This is a genomic window from Arcobacter sp. CECT 8983 (assembly GCF_004118855.1).
Taxonomy (GTDB): Bacteria; Campylobacterota; Campylobacteria; order Campylobacterales; family Arcobacteraceae; genus Halarcobacter.
Genome location: NZ_PDKF01000004.1, coordinates 724,805 through 741,413 on the forward strand (window position 1 = coordinate 724,805; position 16,609 = coordinate 741,413).

Annotated in this window: 15 protein-coding genes; 10 read left to right on the top strand and 5 right to left on the bottom strand. The window is 29.5% G+C overall.

The features are described from left to right. Window positions 1-22: 22 nt before the first annotated feature. Window positions 23-1,057, bottom strand: coding sequence for a selenide, water dikinase SelD (gene selD, locus CRV01_RS06570; protein ID WP_258238334.1), 1,035 nt, complete (start codon window positions 1,055-1,057; stop codon window positions 23-25). Between the two features lie 305 nt (window positions 1,058-1,362). Here selD and CRV01_RS06575 point away from each other — a divergent pair, with 305 nt between their 5' ends. The 3 genes from CRV01_RS06575 to CRV01_RS06585 are packed head-to-tail and all read left to right on the top strand — an operon-like array spanning window position 1,363 to window position 4,337. Beyond that, window positions 1,363-2,208 (top strand): putative selenate ABC transporter substrate-binding protein, encoded by an 846-nt coding sequence (locus tag CRV01_RS06575; RefSeq protein ID WP_129007381.1) that lies wholly within the window; start codon window positions 1,363-1,365, stop codon window positions 2,206-2,208. 1 nt (window position 2,209) lies between these two features. Next, window positions 2,210-2,869: an ATP-binding cassette domain-containing protein gene (locus CRV01_RS06580; protein ID WP_129007382.1), complete on the top strand. Its 660-nt coding sequence runs from the start codon at window positions 2,210-2,212 to the stop codon at window positions 2,867-2,869. Continuing rightward, a complete protein-coding gene (locus tag CRV01_RS06585; protein ID WP_129007383.1) occupies window positions 2,856-4,337 on the top strand; it encodes an ABC transporter permease in 1,482 nt (493 codons plus the stop codon). The genes CRV01_RS06580 and CRV01_RS06585 overlap by 14 nt, the downstream gene beginning before the upstream one ends. A gap of 25 nt (window positions 4,338-4,362) precedes the next feature. Here the strand turns inward: CRV01_RS06585 and CRV01_RS06590 are convergent, their stop codons facing one another. Genes CRV01_RS06590 through CRV01_RS06605 form a run of 4 tightly spaced genes read right to left on the bottom strand, consistent with a single transcriptional unit; the run spans window position 4,363 to window position 8,260 of the window. Beyond that, window positions 4,363-4,857: a type II toxin-antitoxin system antitoxin SocA domain-containing protein gene (locus tag CRV01_RS06590; RefSeq protein WP_129007384.1), complete on the bottom strand. Its 495-nt coding sequence runs from the start codon at window positions 4,855-4,857 to the stop codon at window positions 4,363-4,365. 10 nt (window positions 4,858-4,867) lie between these two features. Next, entirely contained in the window at window positions 4,868-5,530 is a 663-nt protein-coding gene (locus CRV01_RS06595; RefSeq protein WP_129007385.1) for a response regulator, read from the bottom strand. Further along, window positions 5,530-7,122, bottom strand: coding sequence for a sensor histidine kinase (locus CRV01_RS06600; RefSeq protein ID WP_129007386.1), 1,593 nt, complete (start codon window positions 7,120-7,122; stop codon window positions 5,530-5,532). The genes CRV01_RS06595 and CRV01_RS06600 overlap by 1 nt, the downstream gene beginning before the upstream one ends. Then, window positions 7,115-8,260, bottom strand: coding sequence for an ABC transporter substrate-binding protein (locus CRV01_RS06605; RefSeq protein ID WP_129007387.1), 1,146 nt, complete (start codon window positions 8,258-8,260; stop codon window positions 7,115-7,117). Before CRV01_RS06605 ends, CRV01_RS06600 begins: the two co-directional genes overlap by 8 nt. A 165-nt stretch (window positions 8,261-8,425) precedes the next feature. Between CRV01_RS06605 and CRV01_RS06610 the strand changes: the two genes are divergently transcribed. The 7 genes from CRV01_RS06610 (at window position 8,426) to fdhD (ending at window position 16,609) form a co-directional block, all read left to right on the top strand. Continuing rightward, window positions 8,426-10,120: a 4Fe-4S binding protein gene (locus tag CRV01_RS06610; RefSeq protein ID WP_129007388.1), complete on the top strand. Its 1,695-nt coding sequence runs from the start codon at window positions 8,426-8,428 to the stop codon at window positions 10,118-10,120. Continuing rightward, on the top strand, window positions 10,110-10,886 hold the full coding sequence (locus tag CRV01_RS06615) for a molecular chaperone (RefSeq protein ID WP_129007389.1): 777 nt from the start codon (window positions 10,110-10,112) through the stop codon (window positions 10,884-10,886). Before CRV01_RS06610 ends, CRV01_RS06615 begins: the two co-directional genes overlap by 11 nt. A 98-nt stretch (window positions 10,887-10,984) precedes the next feature. Continuing rightward, window positions 10,985-11,197 carry a Tat pathway signal protein gene (locus tag CRV01_RS06620; protein ID WP_129007390.1) on the top strand — a complete coding sequence of 71 codons (213 nt, stop codon included), beginning with the start codon at window positions 10,985-10,987 and terminating at the stop codon, window positions 11,195-11,197. Window positions 11,198-11,221: 24 nt separating this feature from the next. Next, window positions 11,222-14,044, top strand: a complete 2,823-nt coding sequence (locus tag CRV01_RS06630; RefSeq protein ID WP_258238335.1) for a formate dehydrogenase subunit alpha — start codon at window positions 11,222-11,224, stop codon at window positions 14,042-14,044. Between the two features lie 10 nt (window positions 14,045-14,054). Further along, window positions 14,055-14,669 (top strand): formate dehydrogenase FDH3 subunit beta, encoded by a 615-nt coding sequence (gene fdh3B, locus CRV01_RS06635; protein ID WP_129007392.1) that lies wholly within the window; start codon window positions 14,055-14,057, stop codon window positions 14,667-14,669. Further along, window positions 14,659-15,618 (top strand): cytochrome b/b6 domain-containing protein, encoded by a 960-nt coding sequence (locus tag CRV01_RS06640; RefSeq protein WP_258238336.1) that lies wholly within the window; start codon window positions 14,659-14,661, stop codon window positions 15,616-15,618. The genes fdh3B and CRV01_RS06640 overlap by 11 nt, the downstream gene beginning before the upstream one ends. Window positions 15,619-15,817: 199 nt before the next feature. Then, window positions 15,818-16,609: a formate dehydrogenase accessory sulfurtransferase FdhD gene (gene fdhD, locus CRV01_RS06645; RefSeq protein WP_129007393.1), complete on the top strand. Its 792-nt coding sequence runs from the start codon at window positions 15,818-15,820 to the stop codon at window positions 16,607-16,609.

The following is a 16,609-nucleotide window of genomic DNA, read 5'->3' on the forward strand; positions in this document are numbered from 1 at the left end:
AATAATCATTTTTAAATCAAAACTAATAAATTATAATTGGTGTTGCACCTCTAGGAATAACTTCACCTATGATTGTTGCATAGCCGTATGTTAGGTCTTCGACTCTTTTTACATACTCTTTAGCATCTTTTGGATCCATTGCAATTAAAAGTCCACCTGAAGTTTGTGCATCACAATACATTTGATAGCATTTATCAGTAGGACACATAATTGTTGTTTTATCTTCAAGATACTTCATATTTCTTTTTGTACCACCTGGAACAACTCCTTGTGCAGCAAACTCTTGGGCTTCAGGAGCTACAGGAACAACTCCACAATGAATAGCAAAAGAGTTAAAAGAATTAGTTGCTTCTAAAGCATGCCCTAATAATCCAAACCCAGTAATATCAGTACAAGCACTAACATCATAATCTCTTAAAAGTTTTGCTGGTAAATAGTTTAATGTCTCCATAATTTTTATAGCTTCATTTTTTGCACTATCGCTTATTAAATCTCTTTTTATAGCTGTTGTTAAAATTCCCATCCCTAAAGGTTTTGTAAGAACTAATACATGTCCAATTTTTGCAGTATTATTTCTTAATATTTTATCAGGATGTACTAATCCAGAAACTGATAAACCATAGTACATTTCAGGTGATTCAATTGTATGTCCACCCATAAGTAGCCCACCACATTCTTGAATCTTTTCATTTCCACCTTTTAACATTTCTCTTAAAACATCTGTACCATGGTTTTTTCTATCAAAACCTACAATATTTAAAGCAGTTTTAACTTCTGCTCCCATTGCAAAGGCATCAGATAAAGAGTTTGCAGCAGCTATTTTCCCATAAATATATGGGTCATCTACAACTGGTGTAATAAAGTCTAATGTTTGAACTAGACCTTCTTCATCATTTAATTTATATACAGATGCATCATCATTATTTTCAAATCCAACAAGCACTTTGTCATCATTAGGTACTAAACTACAAATTGTTTGTTTAAGGTCACCCGGACCCATTTTTGCAGCTCAACCAGCAGCTTGTACGAATTTGGTTAATTTATATTCGTCACTCATAAAATATTCCTGTATTTTTGTATGGAGAAGTATAGATAAATAGTAGTTAAAAGTAAGTTCAATATATTTATGTATACCTATTCCATAGGTTATATATTATAGATTTTACTTTCTTATTATTTAAAGCTAGTTTAAGTAAGGTAAAAATTTTTTTACTATTTAAGTTAATATTTATTTGTAGTTTAATATAGTTACGAAATCAAAAAGCATAACCTAAGGTTTAGGTTGGACATAAAAATTAAAATGCATGCAAATTAATTTATGACTACATATGCTTCAAATCAATTAAAAAATTTGGAGTACAAATGAAGAAACTACTGTTTATTGCACTTTTATGTGTAAGTTCACTTTTTGCAAAAGACTTTGCATTTACGGCAATTCCTGATCAGGATGAAACTCAATTAAAAGAGAGATTCTCTTTATTAGCTGATTATTTATCAAAAGAATTAGATGTTAATGCTAAGTTTATCCCTGTAAAATCATATTCTGCATCAATTGCAGCTTTTAGAAACAATCAAGTTCAATTAGCGTGGTTTGGTGGTTTAAGTGGTGTTAGAGCAAGACTGATTGTTCCAAATGCTGTAGCAATTGCACAAGGTATTGAAGATACACAATTCCATTCATATATCATTGCAAACACTTCTACTGGTTTAGAAAAATCTGATTCTATTCCTACTGGTATTGAGGGTAAAACTTTTACTTTTGGTTCTAAAGGTTCTACATCTGGTAGATTAATGCCAGAATATTTTATTAGACAAGCATTTAACAAAGCTCCTAATGATATATTTGAAAAAGTAGGATTCTCTGGAAATCACTCTAAAACAATTGCACTAGTACAAAGTGGTGCATATGAAGTGGGTGCTGTTAACTTTAAAGTTTGGGATAGAGAATTAAAAGAGGGTAAAATTGATACTTCTAAAGTAAAAGTACTTTACAAAACTCCTGCATATCCTGATTATCAATTCACTGCAAGAGGTGATTTAGATAAAACTTATGGTGAAGGTTTTACAAAAAAATTACAAGAAGCATTAATTGCTATTAAAGATGAAAAAATCTTAAATGCATTTCCAAGAAGTGGATTTATTAAAGCATCAAATAAAGATTTTGAGCCAGTATTAGAAACTGGTAGAAATATAGGACTTATTGACTAATATGGCATTTAATCTTGTTAATGAATCAATATTTTATGATGATTTTAAAGCAATTGACTCTTTAACACTAAGTATCCAAAAGGGCGAAAAAGTAGCTCTTTTGGGTAAAAGTGGAAGTGGAAAGTCAACACTTTTAAAAAGAATGTTTGAACTTCAAAAAGAGTTTTCTTCTTATATTCCTCAAGAGTTAGGTTTAGTAAATAATTTATCAGTTTTCCATAATGTATATATTTCAAAACTAGATTCAAACTCCTTATTTTATAATATTAGAAATTTTATTGTTCCATGTAAAAAACAAGTTAATGGGATTTCTAATGTTTTAAAAGATTTAATGCTTAATGATAAGCTATTTACTAAATCTTTGAATCTTTCAGGTGGTCAAAGACAAAGAGTTGCAATAGCAAGAGCAATATATGGACAAAACTCTATTTTACTTGCCGATGAGCCAGTTTCTGCTTTAGATGAGTTTTTATCAAAAAAAGTTATTGAAAAACTAAACTCTTCTTTTGAAACTGTAATTTGTACAATGCATAATGTTGATTTAGCAATTGAAAATTTTGATCGAATCATTGGTTTAAAGGATGGTTTTATTTTAGTAGATAAACACTCTTCAGAATTAACAGACGAAGATAGAAATAGACTTTATCATGCTACAAAGTAAAAGTTTAAATGTATCAGTTATATTTTTAGCTGTTGCAGTTATTTCTATTTTTTTTGCAGATTTTTCAATCTCAACTTTAGAACCTTTTTTAGAATTAAAGAAGTTTTCTCTTGGAATCTTTCAAATAAATATTTTTGAAGTACCAAAATTAATTCCAGCACTTTTTACTACAATTTCAATTGCTGTTGTTGCAATGCTTGTATCTTCTATTATTGGATTTTTCTTAGCTTTACTTTTTGAAAACTTTTTTATAAGAATAACTTTGGCTTTTACAAGAGCTATCCATGAACTTTTTTGGGCATTAATCTTTTTACAAATATTTGGATTAAATACTTTAACTGCACTTCTTGCAATTATTCTACCTTATAGTGCAATTTTAGCAAAAGTTTATGCAGAAATATTACAAGAACATGATACTTTTCCTAAAGAGTTAAAAGGAAAATCAAAGGTTTCATATTATTTTTATACAAAAATTCCAGATGCATTTGCTCACCTTCTAGCATATACTTATTATAGATTTGAGTGTGCTTTAAGATCAACTGCTATTTTAGGTTTTGTTGGGATTACAACTTTAGGTTATTATTTGTCTTCTTCTTTTATGCAAGGCTATTATAATGAAGTATGGTTGCTATTAATCATGTTTTATATAATCATTGCAACTATTAGGTGGTGGTTAAATAAATATACAGTTATTCCTGTTGTAGTATCATCTTTATTTTATTTAGATGATTTTGCAACAGTTAACTTTGATAACTTTATTAGATTTATTACAAAAGACATTATTCCTTACCCAATAAAAACAGATAAACCTTTTAGTGAAGTTATTTTTTGGTTTGAGTCTATTTTAAAAGAAGAGATAGTAGTTGGAGTTTTTAATACAATTTTATTAACTCAAATTTCATTAGTTTTAACAGCTGTTTTAGCCCTTGCAACTTTTCCTTTAGTTTCAAAGAAATTTACAAATAAGTTCTTTAGAACTCTTTCTCATGTTTTTTTAGTAATTTTAAGATCTACTCCTGAGTATATTTTAGCATATCTGTTTTTACAAATCTTTGGTCCATCAATGCTTCCAGCGGCACTTGCTCTTATGCTTCACAATGGAGCAATTATAGGTTTTCTTATGGGACAACAAACTGATCAAATAGATTTTAGACTAGATGTAACAAAAAAGAAAAATGAGCTTTATTTATATGAAGTATTACCAAGAATCTATTCTCAATTTTTAGCTTTCCTTTTCTACAGATGGGAAATAATTATGAGAGAGTCTGCAATCTTAGGAATACTAGGAGTTGCAACGTTAGGTTTCTTTATTGACTCTGCTATTGCAGATTTTAGACTTGATAAGATGATGTTATTATTAATAGTAACAGCTATTTTAAATATCTGTATTGATTTGATTTCTAAAAAGAGTAGGGATTATTTGAAAGTAGAAAAAAGTATAACTTCTTGTGGGTGTGATTTAAAATAAGAAGAGTTATCTTCTTATTTAATTTTTAGATAATTACTTCATTTAAAGCAGTATCTCTAACTTTTTGAATTTTAAATGTTGCATTAGCAACTTTTCTTGCTGTATCTTCACCATATTTCTCAATAACAGCTTCAATACTATTTATCTCTTTTCTTGTAAAAAGTGATTTATCAAACTCTTCTTCCATTTTTATAAATTTTAGTTCTATAAACTTATCTTTTGTAAGAACTTCAATATCCAAATAGTCAAGTAACTCTTGAATAATATAAAGTCTCTCATCTTCTTCATCTAGGTCTTCACTATTTGCAATAATATCAAATATCTCACTAATAACAACTGGCTCAGGATTTCTTTTATCTTTTATATATTCTTCATTAAATATTTTTTCACCAGTTTTCTTTTGGTGTTCAAAATCCATTAAAAAAAGTAGAATAGCTACCTTTCTGTCATTTAGATGTTTTACATCTTTTTCAATCATATATAAAATTGCATTTGCAATTTTTGTAATATCAATTTTCAATTTTTTCCTTTTATATTAAGTCTAATGCTTTTTCATTAAACGTGTATGTTTTATGTGCAACTTTTGTAAGAATATCTTTTGCAGCTAAATCTTTAAAAAGTTTAATTAGTGTTGGTTTAGAAATACAAATTTCATTCATAATATCACTATAAGAAGCATGAAGTTGATTTTTTTTATCTAAATTACTAATAATATATTTTACAACATCTACTTGTTTACTATCTGTTATAGCAGAGATAGTTTTAATAATATTTGAATTCTTTTCTATTTCTTGTGATTGAACAATTGGAAAAAGTACATCATGCAAAGTATTTAGAAGTTCTTTTATATTTATAGGTTTTACAATATAGTTCTCTACTTTTAATTTAATTGCATCTAAAAGATATTTTGTATCAGTATGTGCAGTTGTTAAAATTGTTGGAATAGTTCTTTCTTCCTCTTTTAAACTTCTTAAAAAATCAATTCCATTTTCCTCTTCTAATAGAATATCAGAAATAATAAGGTCAACTTTTTTACACTCAAGTATTTCTAAAGCTTCTTTTGAAGTATTTACTGCATAAACATTTGCAACAAAATCATCAAGTATATCTTTTGTGTGTGTTAATAGTGATTTGTCATCCTCTAAATAAAGAATATTAAACTTATTTAGAATATTAAGGTCTCTTTCTGACATCAATCTTTTCCTTCTGTTTTTGTATCAAGTGGTATATCTATAATAAATAGTGCACCATGTTCTAAATTGTATCCATCTATTTTATTAAAAACATTCTTACATTTTATATTTCCATTCATATGTCTTTCAATAATTTGCTTAGACATATAAAGTCCAATACCTGTTCCTGCACTTTTGTATTTAGTTGTATAATATGGCTCAAAAATTTGAGGAAGGATAGTTTCATCTATTCCTCCACCATTGTCATAGATATTTATTCTTGCGTAATCTTTGTGTTCTTTAACAACAATCTTAATATATCTATCTTTAACTAAATTTTTTAAAGCATCTTTAGAATTAGAGATTATATTTAAAAAAACATGAGATAATTCATTATAAAAACCATATATTTTTAGATCTTTTTCTACAATCAACCTTAAGTTGATATTGTCCTTTTCTAAAATATATTTAGAAAGTTCAATTGAGTGTTCTAAACATTTTTTTAAACTAAAAGAAGATTTGTCTTTATTTGGACTAAAGAAGTTTTGAAAATCCTCTAGGGTATTTGACATACTTTCAGCAAGTAAGATTGCATCTTCTGTTTTTTGTTCAACAAATTCAAAAGATAGTTTTCCAAGTTCCATTTTTGTTTGAAAAGATTGAATAATCATCATCAAAGAACCTAAAGGCTGTCTCCATTGGTGGGCTATATTTCCAAGCATTTCACCAAGTGAAGCAAGCTTAGATTGTTGGAACATTATTAAATCTTTTTTTCTAGAGTTTGCAACTTCTTTTTGGATTTTAACTTCAAGATAATCATTAAGTTCTTGTAACTCTTTTGTTTTTTCATCAACGGCATCTTCAAGCCTAAAGTGAAGTTTTCTAAAGTTGTTAATTAAAAGAGTTGATAAAATAATTGAAAACAAAAATACAAATACAATTGAGATATTTAATACAGTTGTTAGAGTACTAAAAGTTTTTAATGTTTCTCTTCTTTCGCTAATTGCCAAGGTTAAATCATAGTTAGAAAGATTTGTAATATAGATATTAATTGAATTTATTTCAAAATATATTTCATTAATTAAGTCTGATGTTTCTATTGATTGACCATTTTCTAAAAGTTTTACTGCTTTTTGTATTTTTTTATGTAGCTCTAAAATTTTATCATCAATATTTGAAATAATACTATCTTGTAAAATCTGGCTTGTAGAATTATAGCTTACTCCAAAAAGTTCATTAATTTTTCTTGTTACATATGATTTTTTAAAGTTTGCATTTTTTGAAGTTTTTAAATAAGTATGCCAGTTCTTATTAATAAGTTGTTGCCCTAAGAGAATTATCTCTTTTGATTGTTGTATAGAGATATTATTTTTCTGTATATCATAAAGAGTATCGTAAATATTTATTTTATAAGTATCTTTGATTTTTTCTAATTTAATAATAGGTTTTGTTCTTTTCTCAAAAAGGATATCAAAGTCATTTTTTAAAGTATAAATCGATATTTGTGAAAGTATGATAATAGAAATCATTCCCCCTGTAATAATAAATATTAAAATAGAGGTTTTGTAAGAAAATGGTAAATCGTCGAAGTAAGACCAAATTTTTTTAATCATATTTTATCTCTTCAAAGGTATGGTTTTTATATTTAAATAAATATACATTATTTAATAATTGATGATTTTTATATTCAATTTTTATACCCTTTAGTACATTATTAGGAATAGTTTTAATTGCTTTTAAAAACTTAGCTTGTGTAATATCTCCATTTATTCTTTTTATAGCTTCAACAGTAGTTTTAGCAGCTAAAAAAGATTCTAAAGATACAAATCCTAATGGTTCTTTAGGAAAATACTTTTTCATGATATTTCTATATTCTGCAACTATTCTTATTCTGTTGTCATAATAGGGTGGAACAACTTGTGAAAATAAAATATTAGAAGTTGAGTTATTAAGTTCATTTACCATCTCATTTGCATCGCCAAAAGAGATGTTACAAAAAATAGTATCTTTAAAGCTTTCATCCTCTTTTGCTTTTTTGATAAAATGTGCATTTGCTTCATATGCTCCAATCATGATTATTGCTTGAGGATTATGGGATTTAATTTCTAAAAAGGCATGCCTAATAGAAAGAGTATTTCTTTTATACATTCCTTCACCTTGAATATCTAAGTTCTTTTTCTTTAAAGATTTAATCAAAGAAACATACCCTTCTTCTCCAAAAGTATCATTTTGATAAAAAACTGCAAATTTATCTATACCTTTTTTCTCATATAGATAGTTAACAATTTTATCTATCTCTTCTTGATAAGAACTTCTAAAATTAATAAAATTATCAAGTTGTTTGTTTCTTAAAAATGATGCTCCAGAAAAAGGTGCAATAAAAGGAATTTCAAGTTTAGTAAGCTCAGGTATAATATTTTTAACAGTAGGTGTTCCTACAAAACCAAAAAGAGCAAAAATTCTATTATTGTCAACAAGTTTCGCAAGATTTTCTTTTGTTAGTTCAGGTTCATATTTATCATCATACCAAAGAAGTTTGATTTTTTTATTATTAGGAAGAAGCTTCATTTCATTTGCATAGTTAAAATAAGCATTAGCTCCAACATATACATTATGACCTACTGCTTTCATAATACCTGTTTTTGGAAGTGAAGTTCCTAAATATAAAGTGTCTTCATTAAATTCATTTTTATTTAATTTATAATAGCTTAAAATAAATATTAAAATAAATACTGAAATATATTTTATCAAATAAAATCCTATATTTTTTTAAGATTATAGCATAACAGTCAAATAACTTTTACGAAAAGGTAACAGTTTTTTAAAATAGGTAAACTATATTTAACCTTTTAAGTTTCATATAAGTTTTAAGCTAATAGAATAAAGTAAAATATTCTTTACCAAAAGGCATAGGTTATGCAGGAATTTATATATTATAACAAAGATGGAATAGAATTTCCATTACCTGAAACAATTTTTGTAACTCAAAGTTTATCAGATATCCCTCAAAATGAATATATTGTATCAAATACAATAGGTACTCATGCAGAGCTTGTGGCTGATGAAATAGATTTTTATATAAAAAACTCTCAAGACTCTTTAGCAAATAAAATTAAAAATGTAGAAAAACTTTATGAAGTAAATGCAATTAGATTTGATAATGCAAAAGATATCACATTTAATCAAGAAGTATCAAATGGTGTATTATTAGTTTGTGATGATGAGCAAAAGAAACAAGTTTTAAAATCTATGGTTCCTGATGAATTTAACTTATTTCATGTAAATGAAGACATTATTAAAGATATTAATGGTCATATTGGTAACTTAACAGTTATTGTAGATGATGACGGTGAAGATATTGAGTTAAGAGTAGATCAAATTATTTGGTTTGATGAAAAAGAGTTAGGATTAAAACAAAGTGGTTGTTTTGACCCACTAAAAAGCTCAATTGATGATGTATTAGCAACAATAAGACAAAATATAACTAATTATGAATATAGAAAATTTACTACATATGATAAAACAATTTGTCAATATCATGAAAGAAGAGAAGAAATCTGTTCTAAATGTGAAGAAGTATGTCCTACAGTTGCTATTGTAAAAGACGATTCTAAAAAGCATTTAGAGTTTTCACAAATAGATTGCCATGGTTGTGGTGGATGTGTTTCTGTTTGTCCTAGTGGGGCAATTGATTATGCACCAACTTCAAGAAACTCTATTTTTGAAATGGCAGAACTTTATGAAGATACTCATCCTCTAATAGTTCCTCAAAAAATGAATATTGCAAATTTAGATATTGAAATAAAAGAAAATGTTTTACCTTTTGCAATTGACGGTGAAAAATTCTTAGATGAATCTACTTTATTAACAATAGCTCAAATCTCTGGTTCTCAACTTATTTTCTATACTGATTTTATATCAAAAGGAAGTGGAGATGCAATCAGAATTGTAAATGATATTTATCAAAGTAAATATGGAAAAGATGCAATTATAGTTGCAATGAATGAAGAAGAGTTAAAGCTAGCTTTAGAAAAAGTAGCATTTATAGAAAACTCTCACTTTAACTTTAATCAAGATGGACTTAAAAAAAGAGAAGTTTTTTCTCATAGATTACAACGAATTGTGTCAGATGATGATTTAGGTGAAGTTAAAACAGGTGAGCATGTACATTATGGACTTGTAAAAGTAAATGAAGATAAATGTACTCTTTGTTTAGTTTGTGTAGGAGCCTGTAACGTGGATGCATTACAAGCTGATGCATCCGACAATACACTAAGATTAAATCCTTCTTTATGTACTTCATGTGGTTACTGTGAAGTTTCATGTCCAGAAGCAGATTGTTTAACTATTGAAAGAGATGTTATTAAGTTAACTCCATCATGGTTTAAAGAGAATGTTTTAGCACAAGATGAGCTTTTTGCATGTGTAGAGTGTGGAAAAGAGTTTGCAACAACAAAATCAATTGAAAAAATAGCCACTATGATGGGACCTATCTTTGCAAGTGATCCTGTTAAAGAGAGATCTTTATATTGTTGTGCAGATTGTAAACCAAAAATTATGATGCAAAACTATTTTGATCAAAAAAAAGAAGGAATGGCAAATGCAAGATAATCAAGCAATAAATAAAGCAAGGGCTTTATATTACAACTTATTTGCAAACTTTTTTGTTCCTGCATCAGATGTGCAGAACTATTTAGAGTTAGTTAAATTAGTTGATATTCTAAAGAAAAGTCCCCTTGATACAAATTCAGGAAATGCTTTAGAAAAGATTAATGAGTTACTTGATTCAAGTTCAAATGTAACACTTCTTCAAGAGTATGATGAAATATTTCATAGTCCAACTTCTAAGAATATTAGAACAACAGCTTCATACTATGATGAAGGTGTTGAATCTGGTAAAAAAAGAGTTGAAATGATTAACTTTGTTGGAAAAACAAAATTAAGAAGAAATGAAAAAAAATATCATGAATATGAAGATTCAGTTGGATTTATTTTTTCTTTAATGGCACAACTTACTGATTTAATTGCACAAGGTGAAAAAGAGTATGAAAATACAGTTCATTGTATTTTTGCGCAGATTTTAAATGACTTTATTGATGAGTTTGCAAAAGAACTTTATGAACATGATAAAGCAATTGTATATAAAGAATTAATGGTAGTTCTTCACTCTTTTATAGAATTTGAAAGACTTTATCTTGAAGTTTCAAAACCTATTCCAAAAGAAAAAGTTATAAAAACGCCAACTGCAGATAAAGATGAAGATATCTCAGAAGAAGAAAAAGAAAGAAGAGCAAGAAATAAAGCGTTAAAGGCACAAGGTCCAAAAGAAGAAGCTTGTCCTATTGATATTGCATATGATGTAGAAAGTAATATCTAAAAAAAAGACTAGCCTTTGTTAGGAGATTTTATAAAGAAAGCTTTGCTTTTTTTATAAAGTCTCTTAATCGGGGCTTAATTTCTATAAGGAGGTCAGTCATGCAACAAAGCAGAAGAGATTTCGCTAAAAAAACTGCAATTGTTACAGCTGGAGCAGCAGTAGCTGCAGGAACTAGCGTATTGGCTGCTACTGGTAATTCATCGTATCAAGGTGATTCAAATAATGGTGTTGTGAAGGGTACTTCAAGAAAAAAAGAGATCCTTTATAAAAAAACTGCGACTTGGGAAGAATATTACAAGAACGCAAAATAAATCAAATGATGGTAGGAGAAGCATATGTCAGCTAACACATATGAAACTCTGAATGCAAAAGTTGGTAGACGGTCATTTATGAAAATGGCTGCTGTAGCTACTGCATTTGGTGTTACGTCATCTTTTGCTAGTACTACTGCTACAAGACAAGCTACTGAGGAAGAGATTAAAAATCCTTTCCCTGGTTCAAAAATGGTTAAATCTATTTGTACTGCTTGTTCTGTTGGTTGTGGTATTATGGCAGAAGTACAAAATGGTGTATGGGTAAGACAAGAAGTAGCTCAAGATCACCCGGTATCACTTGGTGGGCACTGCTGTAAAGGTGCTGATATGATTGATATGGTTAGATCAGAAGTTAGACTTAAACACCCAATGGTAAAAAGAGCAGGAAAATGGCAAAGAATTTCTTGGGATGAAGCATTAGATAATATCGCTAATAAGCTTGAATCTTTAAGAAAAACAGATGGTCCAGATTCTGCAATGTTTTTAGGGTCAGCGAAATTTGGTACAGAGCAATCTTACTATTTTAGAAAATTCGCTGCAATGTTTGGAACGAATAATATAGATCACCAAGCTAGAATTTGACATAGCTCAACAGTTGCCGGTGTGGCAAATACATGGGGTTATGGTGCTATGACAAATTCTTTAGGAGATATTCAAAATTCTAAAGCAATAATTATATTTGGTGCGAATCCAGCGGTTAATCACCCTGTAGGATTCCAACATTTCTTAAAAGCAAAAGAAAGAAATAATGCACAAATTATAGTTATAGACCCAAGATATACAAAAACAGCTGCAAAAGCTGATTACTTCGCACAAATTAGACCAGGAACTGATATTCCATTTATGTATGGAATGTTAAATCTTATCTTTAAAAATGGATGGGACAATTTAGAGTTCGTTAAATCTAGAGTGTTTGGTATGGAAGAGATTAAAAAAGAGGCTGCAAAATGGCCTATTGAAAAAGTTGCTGATGTTACAGGTGTTAAAGCAGAGCTTATTGAGCAAATTACAAAAGTGTATGCTCAAAATACTCCAGGAACACTTATTTGGGCAATGGGACTTACTCAACATACAAATGGATCATCAAACACAAGAATGGCTCCTATCTTACAACTTGCTCTTGGAAACATGGGTGAAGAAGGTGGAGGATGTAATATCCTAAGAGGACATGATAATGTTCAAGGTGCTACAGATATGTGTTGTTTATCACACACATTACCAGGGTACTATGGATTAAGTGAAGGTTCATGGAAATATTTTGCATCATCATGGAATGTTGATTTTGATTGGCTACAAGGTAGATTTAAATCTCCTGAATGGATGGGTAAAAAAGGTTTCACTCTTGCTAGATGGTGGGCTGGAGTACTAGGTGGAAATCCTGGTGAAGATGCAATTCACAATGCAGGTACAAACTTAAAAGCTTTATTTGTTATGGCAAATGGTATTACATCTATTGCACAACAAAAGAAAATAAAAGAGGCTTTAGATAACTTAGAACTTGCAGTATTTGTTGACCCATTCGTAAATGAAGGTGCAATTATTACTGATAAGCAAGATGATGTTTATATTTTACCAGGTGCAACTCAGTTTGAAACAAGTGGTTCTGTAACTGCTACAAACAGATCAGCACAATGGAGAGATAAAATAGTTGAGCCAATGTATGAGTCTAAAACTGACCATGATATTATGTTTGAATTAGCAAAAAGACTTGGATTCTATAAAGAGTTTGTTGCAGGTATGGGTAAAGGTGAAAACTTCACTTGGCCAGAAGATGCTACAAATGAAATTGCTAGAACTATTAAGACTATTGGTCTTACAGGTTGGACTGCAGAAAGACTTAAAAAGCATCAAAAAAATTGGCATATGTTTGATGAAGTTAGTCTTAGAGGTTATGGTGAGATGGCTGGTGAATACTATGGTTTACCTTGGCCTTGTTGGACTAAAAGTCACGGTGGATCTCCTATTCTTTATAACATTAATAGAAGTGTTAGAGATGGAGGTATGGGATTCAGAAATAGATTTGGACTTGAGTACAATGGTGTTTCTCAACTTGCAGGAAAAGGTTCTGCTCCAAGAGATTCATTCTTCAAAGATGGTTACCCAGAAATTACTAGGGATAACATTGAAGAGATACTTGGTATCAAACTAACAGAAGATGAAAAGAAAAGAATAGGTAAAAACTGGAAAGTTGATACTTCAGATATAATTGCTGAAAAAAGTATAGAAAGAGGAATTGCTCCTTATGGAAATGCTAGAGCAAGAGCTGTTGTATGGACATTTGCGGATAAAATCCCAGTACATAGAGAGCCATTACACTCTCCAAGAACAGATTTAACTAAGAAATATCCAAATTTTGCTGATAAAAAAGATCATTATAGAGTTGATACAAGATATATAAGTGAGCAAACTGAACAAGATTGGGCAAAAGACTTCCCAATTAACTTAGTTACAGGAAGACTTGTAAATATGAATGGTGCTGGTATTGAGAATAGAGCATCTAAGTATCTTGCTAAATTAACTCCAGAGATGTTCTGTGATATTCATCCAGAACTTGCAGGAAGACATGGAATTAGAGATGGTTCTATGATGTGGATTCATTCACCTCAAGGAACTAAGATTAAAGTTAAAGCTAAATATTCATTTAGTGTATCTGAGGATAGAGTATTCTTACCATTCCACTTTGCAGGTGTAATGGAAGGTGTTGATTATACTCATAATTTCCCAGATGGTACAAAACCTTTTGCATGGGGAGAAAGTGCGAATACTGTAACTAACTATGGTTATGATATTGTTACTCAAATCCCTGAAACAAAAGGTGGTTTATGTAGAATAGAAAGAGCATAGGAGAAGCAACATGAGTAGTAATAATTTAGATTATTCAAGAATGAAATTTTATTGCGATGAACACAGATGTATTCATTGTGATGGCTGTTCTGTTGCTTGTGCCGAAGCTCACGAGTTACCAGTAGAAATTTCTAGAAGAAAAGTAATAACAGTAAACGAAGGTAAGCTAGGGGAGGAATTTTCTCTTTCTGTAGCTTGTATGCATTGTACTGATGCACCTTGTGAACAAGTATGTCCAGTTGATTGTTTTTATATCAGAGAAGATGGAATCGTTTTACATGATAAAAATAAATGTATTGGTTGTTCATATTGTTTATATGCTTGTCCTTTTGGAGCTCCACAGTTCCCAAAAGATGGAGCATTTGGAACAAAAGGTGTAATGGATAAATGTACAATGTGTGCAGGTGGACCTGATGAGACTAATAGTGAACATGAAAGAGAACTATATGGTCAAAACAGAATATCAGAAGGAAAAGTTCCAGTGTGTGCTGCGATGTGTTCAACTAAGGCCTTATTAGTAGGGGATTCTGAGTCTGTATCTAATATTTATAGAGAAAGAGTTCTATCTTTTGGTCATGGTGCACAATCTATGCCTTACGGATGGGATAAAGCATATGGAAAATAAAAGTTTTCTTAGCGAATACAAGGCCTATTTATTAATAGGTCTGTTATTCGTCCTTTTAACATATTGGTATTTTTGGTTAGCAACAATTGCAGACATTAGTTATGTTTACAATTTTTTGTTACAAATAGCACAGGGTAATTTTACTGGGCAGGTTGTTCCTTTTGAATCTTTAACTAGATATGAGCAAATGGAAGTAGCACTGTTTGGACCAGAATACGATGCAATTGCACCTGAAGTAATTAGAGCTTTTGAAGAAAGACAGCATTTACTTCCAATAGTATTTACTGTTGAATTCTTCATTTTTCTAACTATGTTTATAATTGCAAAGGGAAGAAAACAAGCAAAAATCACAAGAAAAAGTGATAAAGTAAGAGTATATTCTGTTTTTCAAAGAGTAGTTATCTTACTTAACATCGTAATTATGATTTATTTATTTATCACTGGTTTTTCAATTACATTTGGTAACTGGACTGGTGGTGGAGAACTTGCAAGATTAATGAGGGCAACACATGAGGTAGTAGGAGTTGGTTGGATTCCTGTATGGGCAATAATGACTATTATCGCATTTAAAGACCACAAATTTTTTGTAAGACCAAGTTCAAAGATTTGGAATAAGATTTTCTTAAGAGGAAAATATAAGCATATGGATAGAATCAATTACTATATGTATGTAGCATTTGGTTCAACATTAGTTGTAAGTGGATTTATCATTTGGTGGTTATTCCCAGATGCTTCAACTCATGCTGAGACTATTCAACTTAAAAGATTTATTCTTTTCTTCCATTTTATGGGAAGTGCGATTATTTCATTCTTTACGCTTGAAACAGTTTATTCTTATTTTATATCTGTTAAAGGATATATTCCTGGAGTTATAACAGGAAAATTACCAGTTGAGTATCTAGAACAATTAAGACCTGATGTTCTAGAAGAAGAGGATTTAAGAAAATAGAATTAGCATCTAAGTTTCCTTTAGGGAAACTAGGTTGCTTTTTCTATTTAATTTATAATATGCAGAATTAGCATATTAAATTTAAAAGCAACTCGTTGCTTATTTTAGAATTTGTTTCTTTATCTGGAAATTTCTTCCAGTTTTAAAAGAAATTATAAAATTAAAATATGCTAGATTAGCATATTAAGAAGAGAAAGATATGGACAACACAAAATATTTAAAAACAGTAGTAATAGACAAACTTATAGAAAATGAAGCAACTGAAATTGAAGATGTGACAATAGAAGAATCACGTCTAAATTTGTATTTAAATGGAGAAAAAACCATATCTATGATGTGTATTCCAAAAGATCAAGATGCCCATGCAATTGGTTTTTTAATGAGTGAGAATGTTATCTCAGGAATTGAAGATATTGAAAGCCTTGAAGTAAGTGAAGATGGTTTAAGAGTTGATGTTAAAGCGAAGATTGATGAAAACTCTTTACAAAATCTTTATAAAGAAAAAACACTTACAAGTGGTTGTGGAGGTGGAGTTACTGGAACTGCCGATGGTAACCTTGAAATTCCTTTTAATCAAACAGCTTTTAATATCAAGCCTAAAACAATTTTAGATGAGATTAAAATATTTTATAGAGAGAGCGAACTTTATAATTTAACTGGTTGTGTACATAAAGCAATGATTTATTTACTTGATGGAACAACAGTTACAGCAGAAGATATTGGAAGACATAATGCAATAGATAAAGCTATTGGTAGATGTAAACTTCAAGGATTAGAAACTAAAAAATCTGTACTTTTTGTATCTGGAAGATTAAGTTCAGAAATGGTTACAAAAGCAGTTATGCATAGAATCCCAATAATTGTTTCAAGAACAGCTCCTACATATTTAGGAGTTCAAACAGCACATAAACATGGAATTACTCTTATTGGTTTTGCAAGAGGTAAGAAAATGAATATCTATACACACTCTGGTAGAGTACTAGGAGTGTAG

What these genes read in the sequence shown, in the direction of transcription:
- CRV01_RS06640 (WP_258238336.1), top strand. Translation starts at nt 14,659, where the DNA reads ATGGAAAATAAAAGTTTTCTTAGCGAATACAAGGCCTATTTATTAATA.
- CRV01_RS06615 (WP_129007389.1), top strand. Translation starts at nt 10,110, where the DNA reads ATGCAAGATAATCAAGCAATAAATAAAGCAAGGGCTTTATATTACAAC.
- CRV01_RS06585 (WP_129007383.1), top strand. Translation starts at nt 2,856, where the DNA reads ATGCTACAAAGTAAAAGTTTAAATGTATCAGTTATATTTTTAGCTGTT.
- CRV01_RS06575 (WP_129007381.1), top strand. Translation starts at nt 1,363, where the DNA reads ATGAAGAAACTACTGTTTATTGCACTTTTATGTGTAAGTTCACTTTTT.
- CRV01_RS06600 (WP_129007386.1), bottom strand. Translation starts at nt 7,122, where the DNA reads ATGATTAAAAAAATTTGGTCTTACTTCGACGATTTACCATTTTCTTAC.
- CRV01_RS06620 (WP_129007390.1), top strand. Translation starts at nt 10,985, where the DNA reads ATGCAACAAAGCAGAAGAGATTTCGCTAAAAAAACTGCAATTGTTACA.
- fdh3B (WP_129007392.1), top strand. Translation starts at nt 14,055, where the DNA reads ATGAGTAGTAATAATTTAGATTATTCAAGAATGAAATTTTATTGCGAT.
- fdhD (WP_129007393.1), top strand. Translation starts at nt 15,818, where the DNA reads ATGGACAACACAAAATATTTAAAAACAGTAGTAATAGACAAACTTATA.
- CRV01_RS06580 (WP_129007382.1), top strand. Translation starts at nt 2,210, where the DNA reads ATGGCATTTAATCTTGTTAATGAATCAATATTTTATGATGATTTTAAA.
- CRV01_RS06610 (WP_129007388.1), top strand. Translation starts at nt 8,426, where the DNA reads ATGCAGGAATTTATATATTATAACAAAGATGGAATAGAATTTCCATTA.
- CRV01_RS06595 (WP_129007385.1), bottom strand. Translation starts at nt 5,530, where the DNA reads ATGTCAGAAAGAGACCTTAATATTCTAAATAAGTTTAATATTCTTTAT.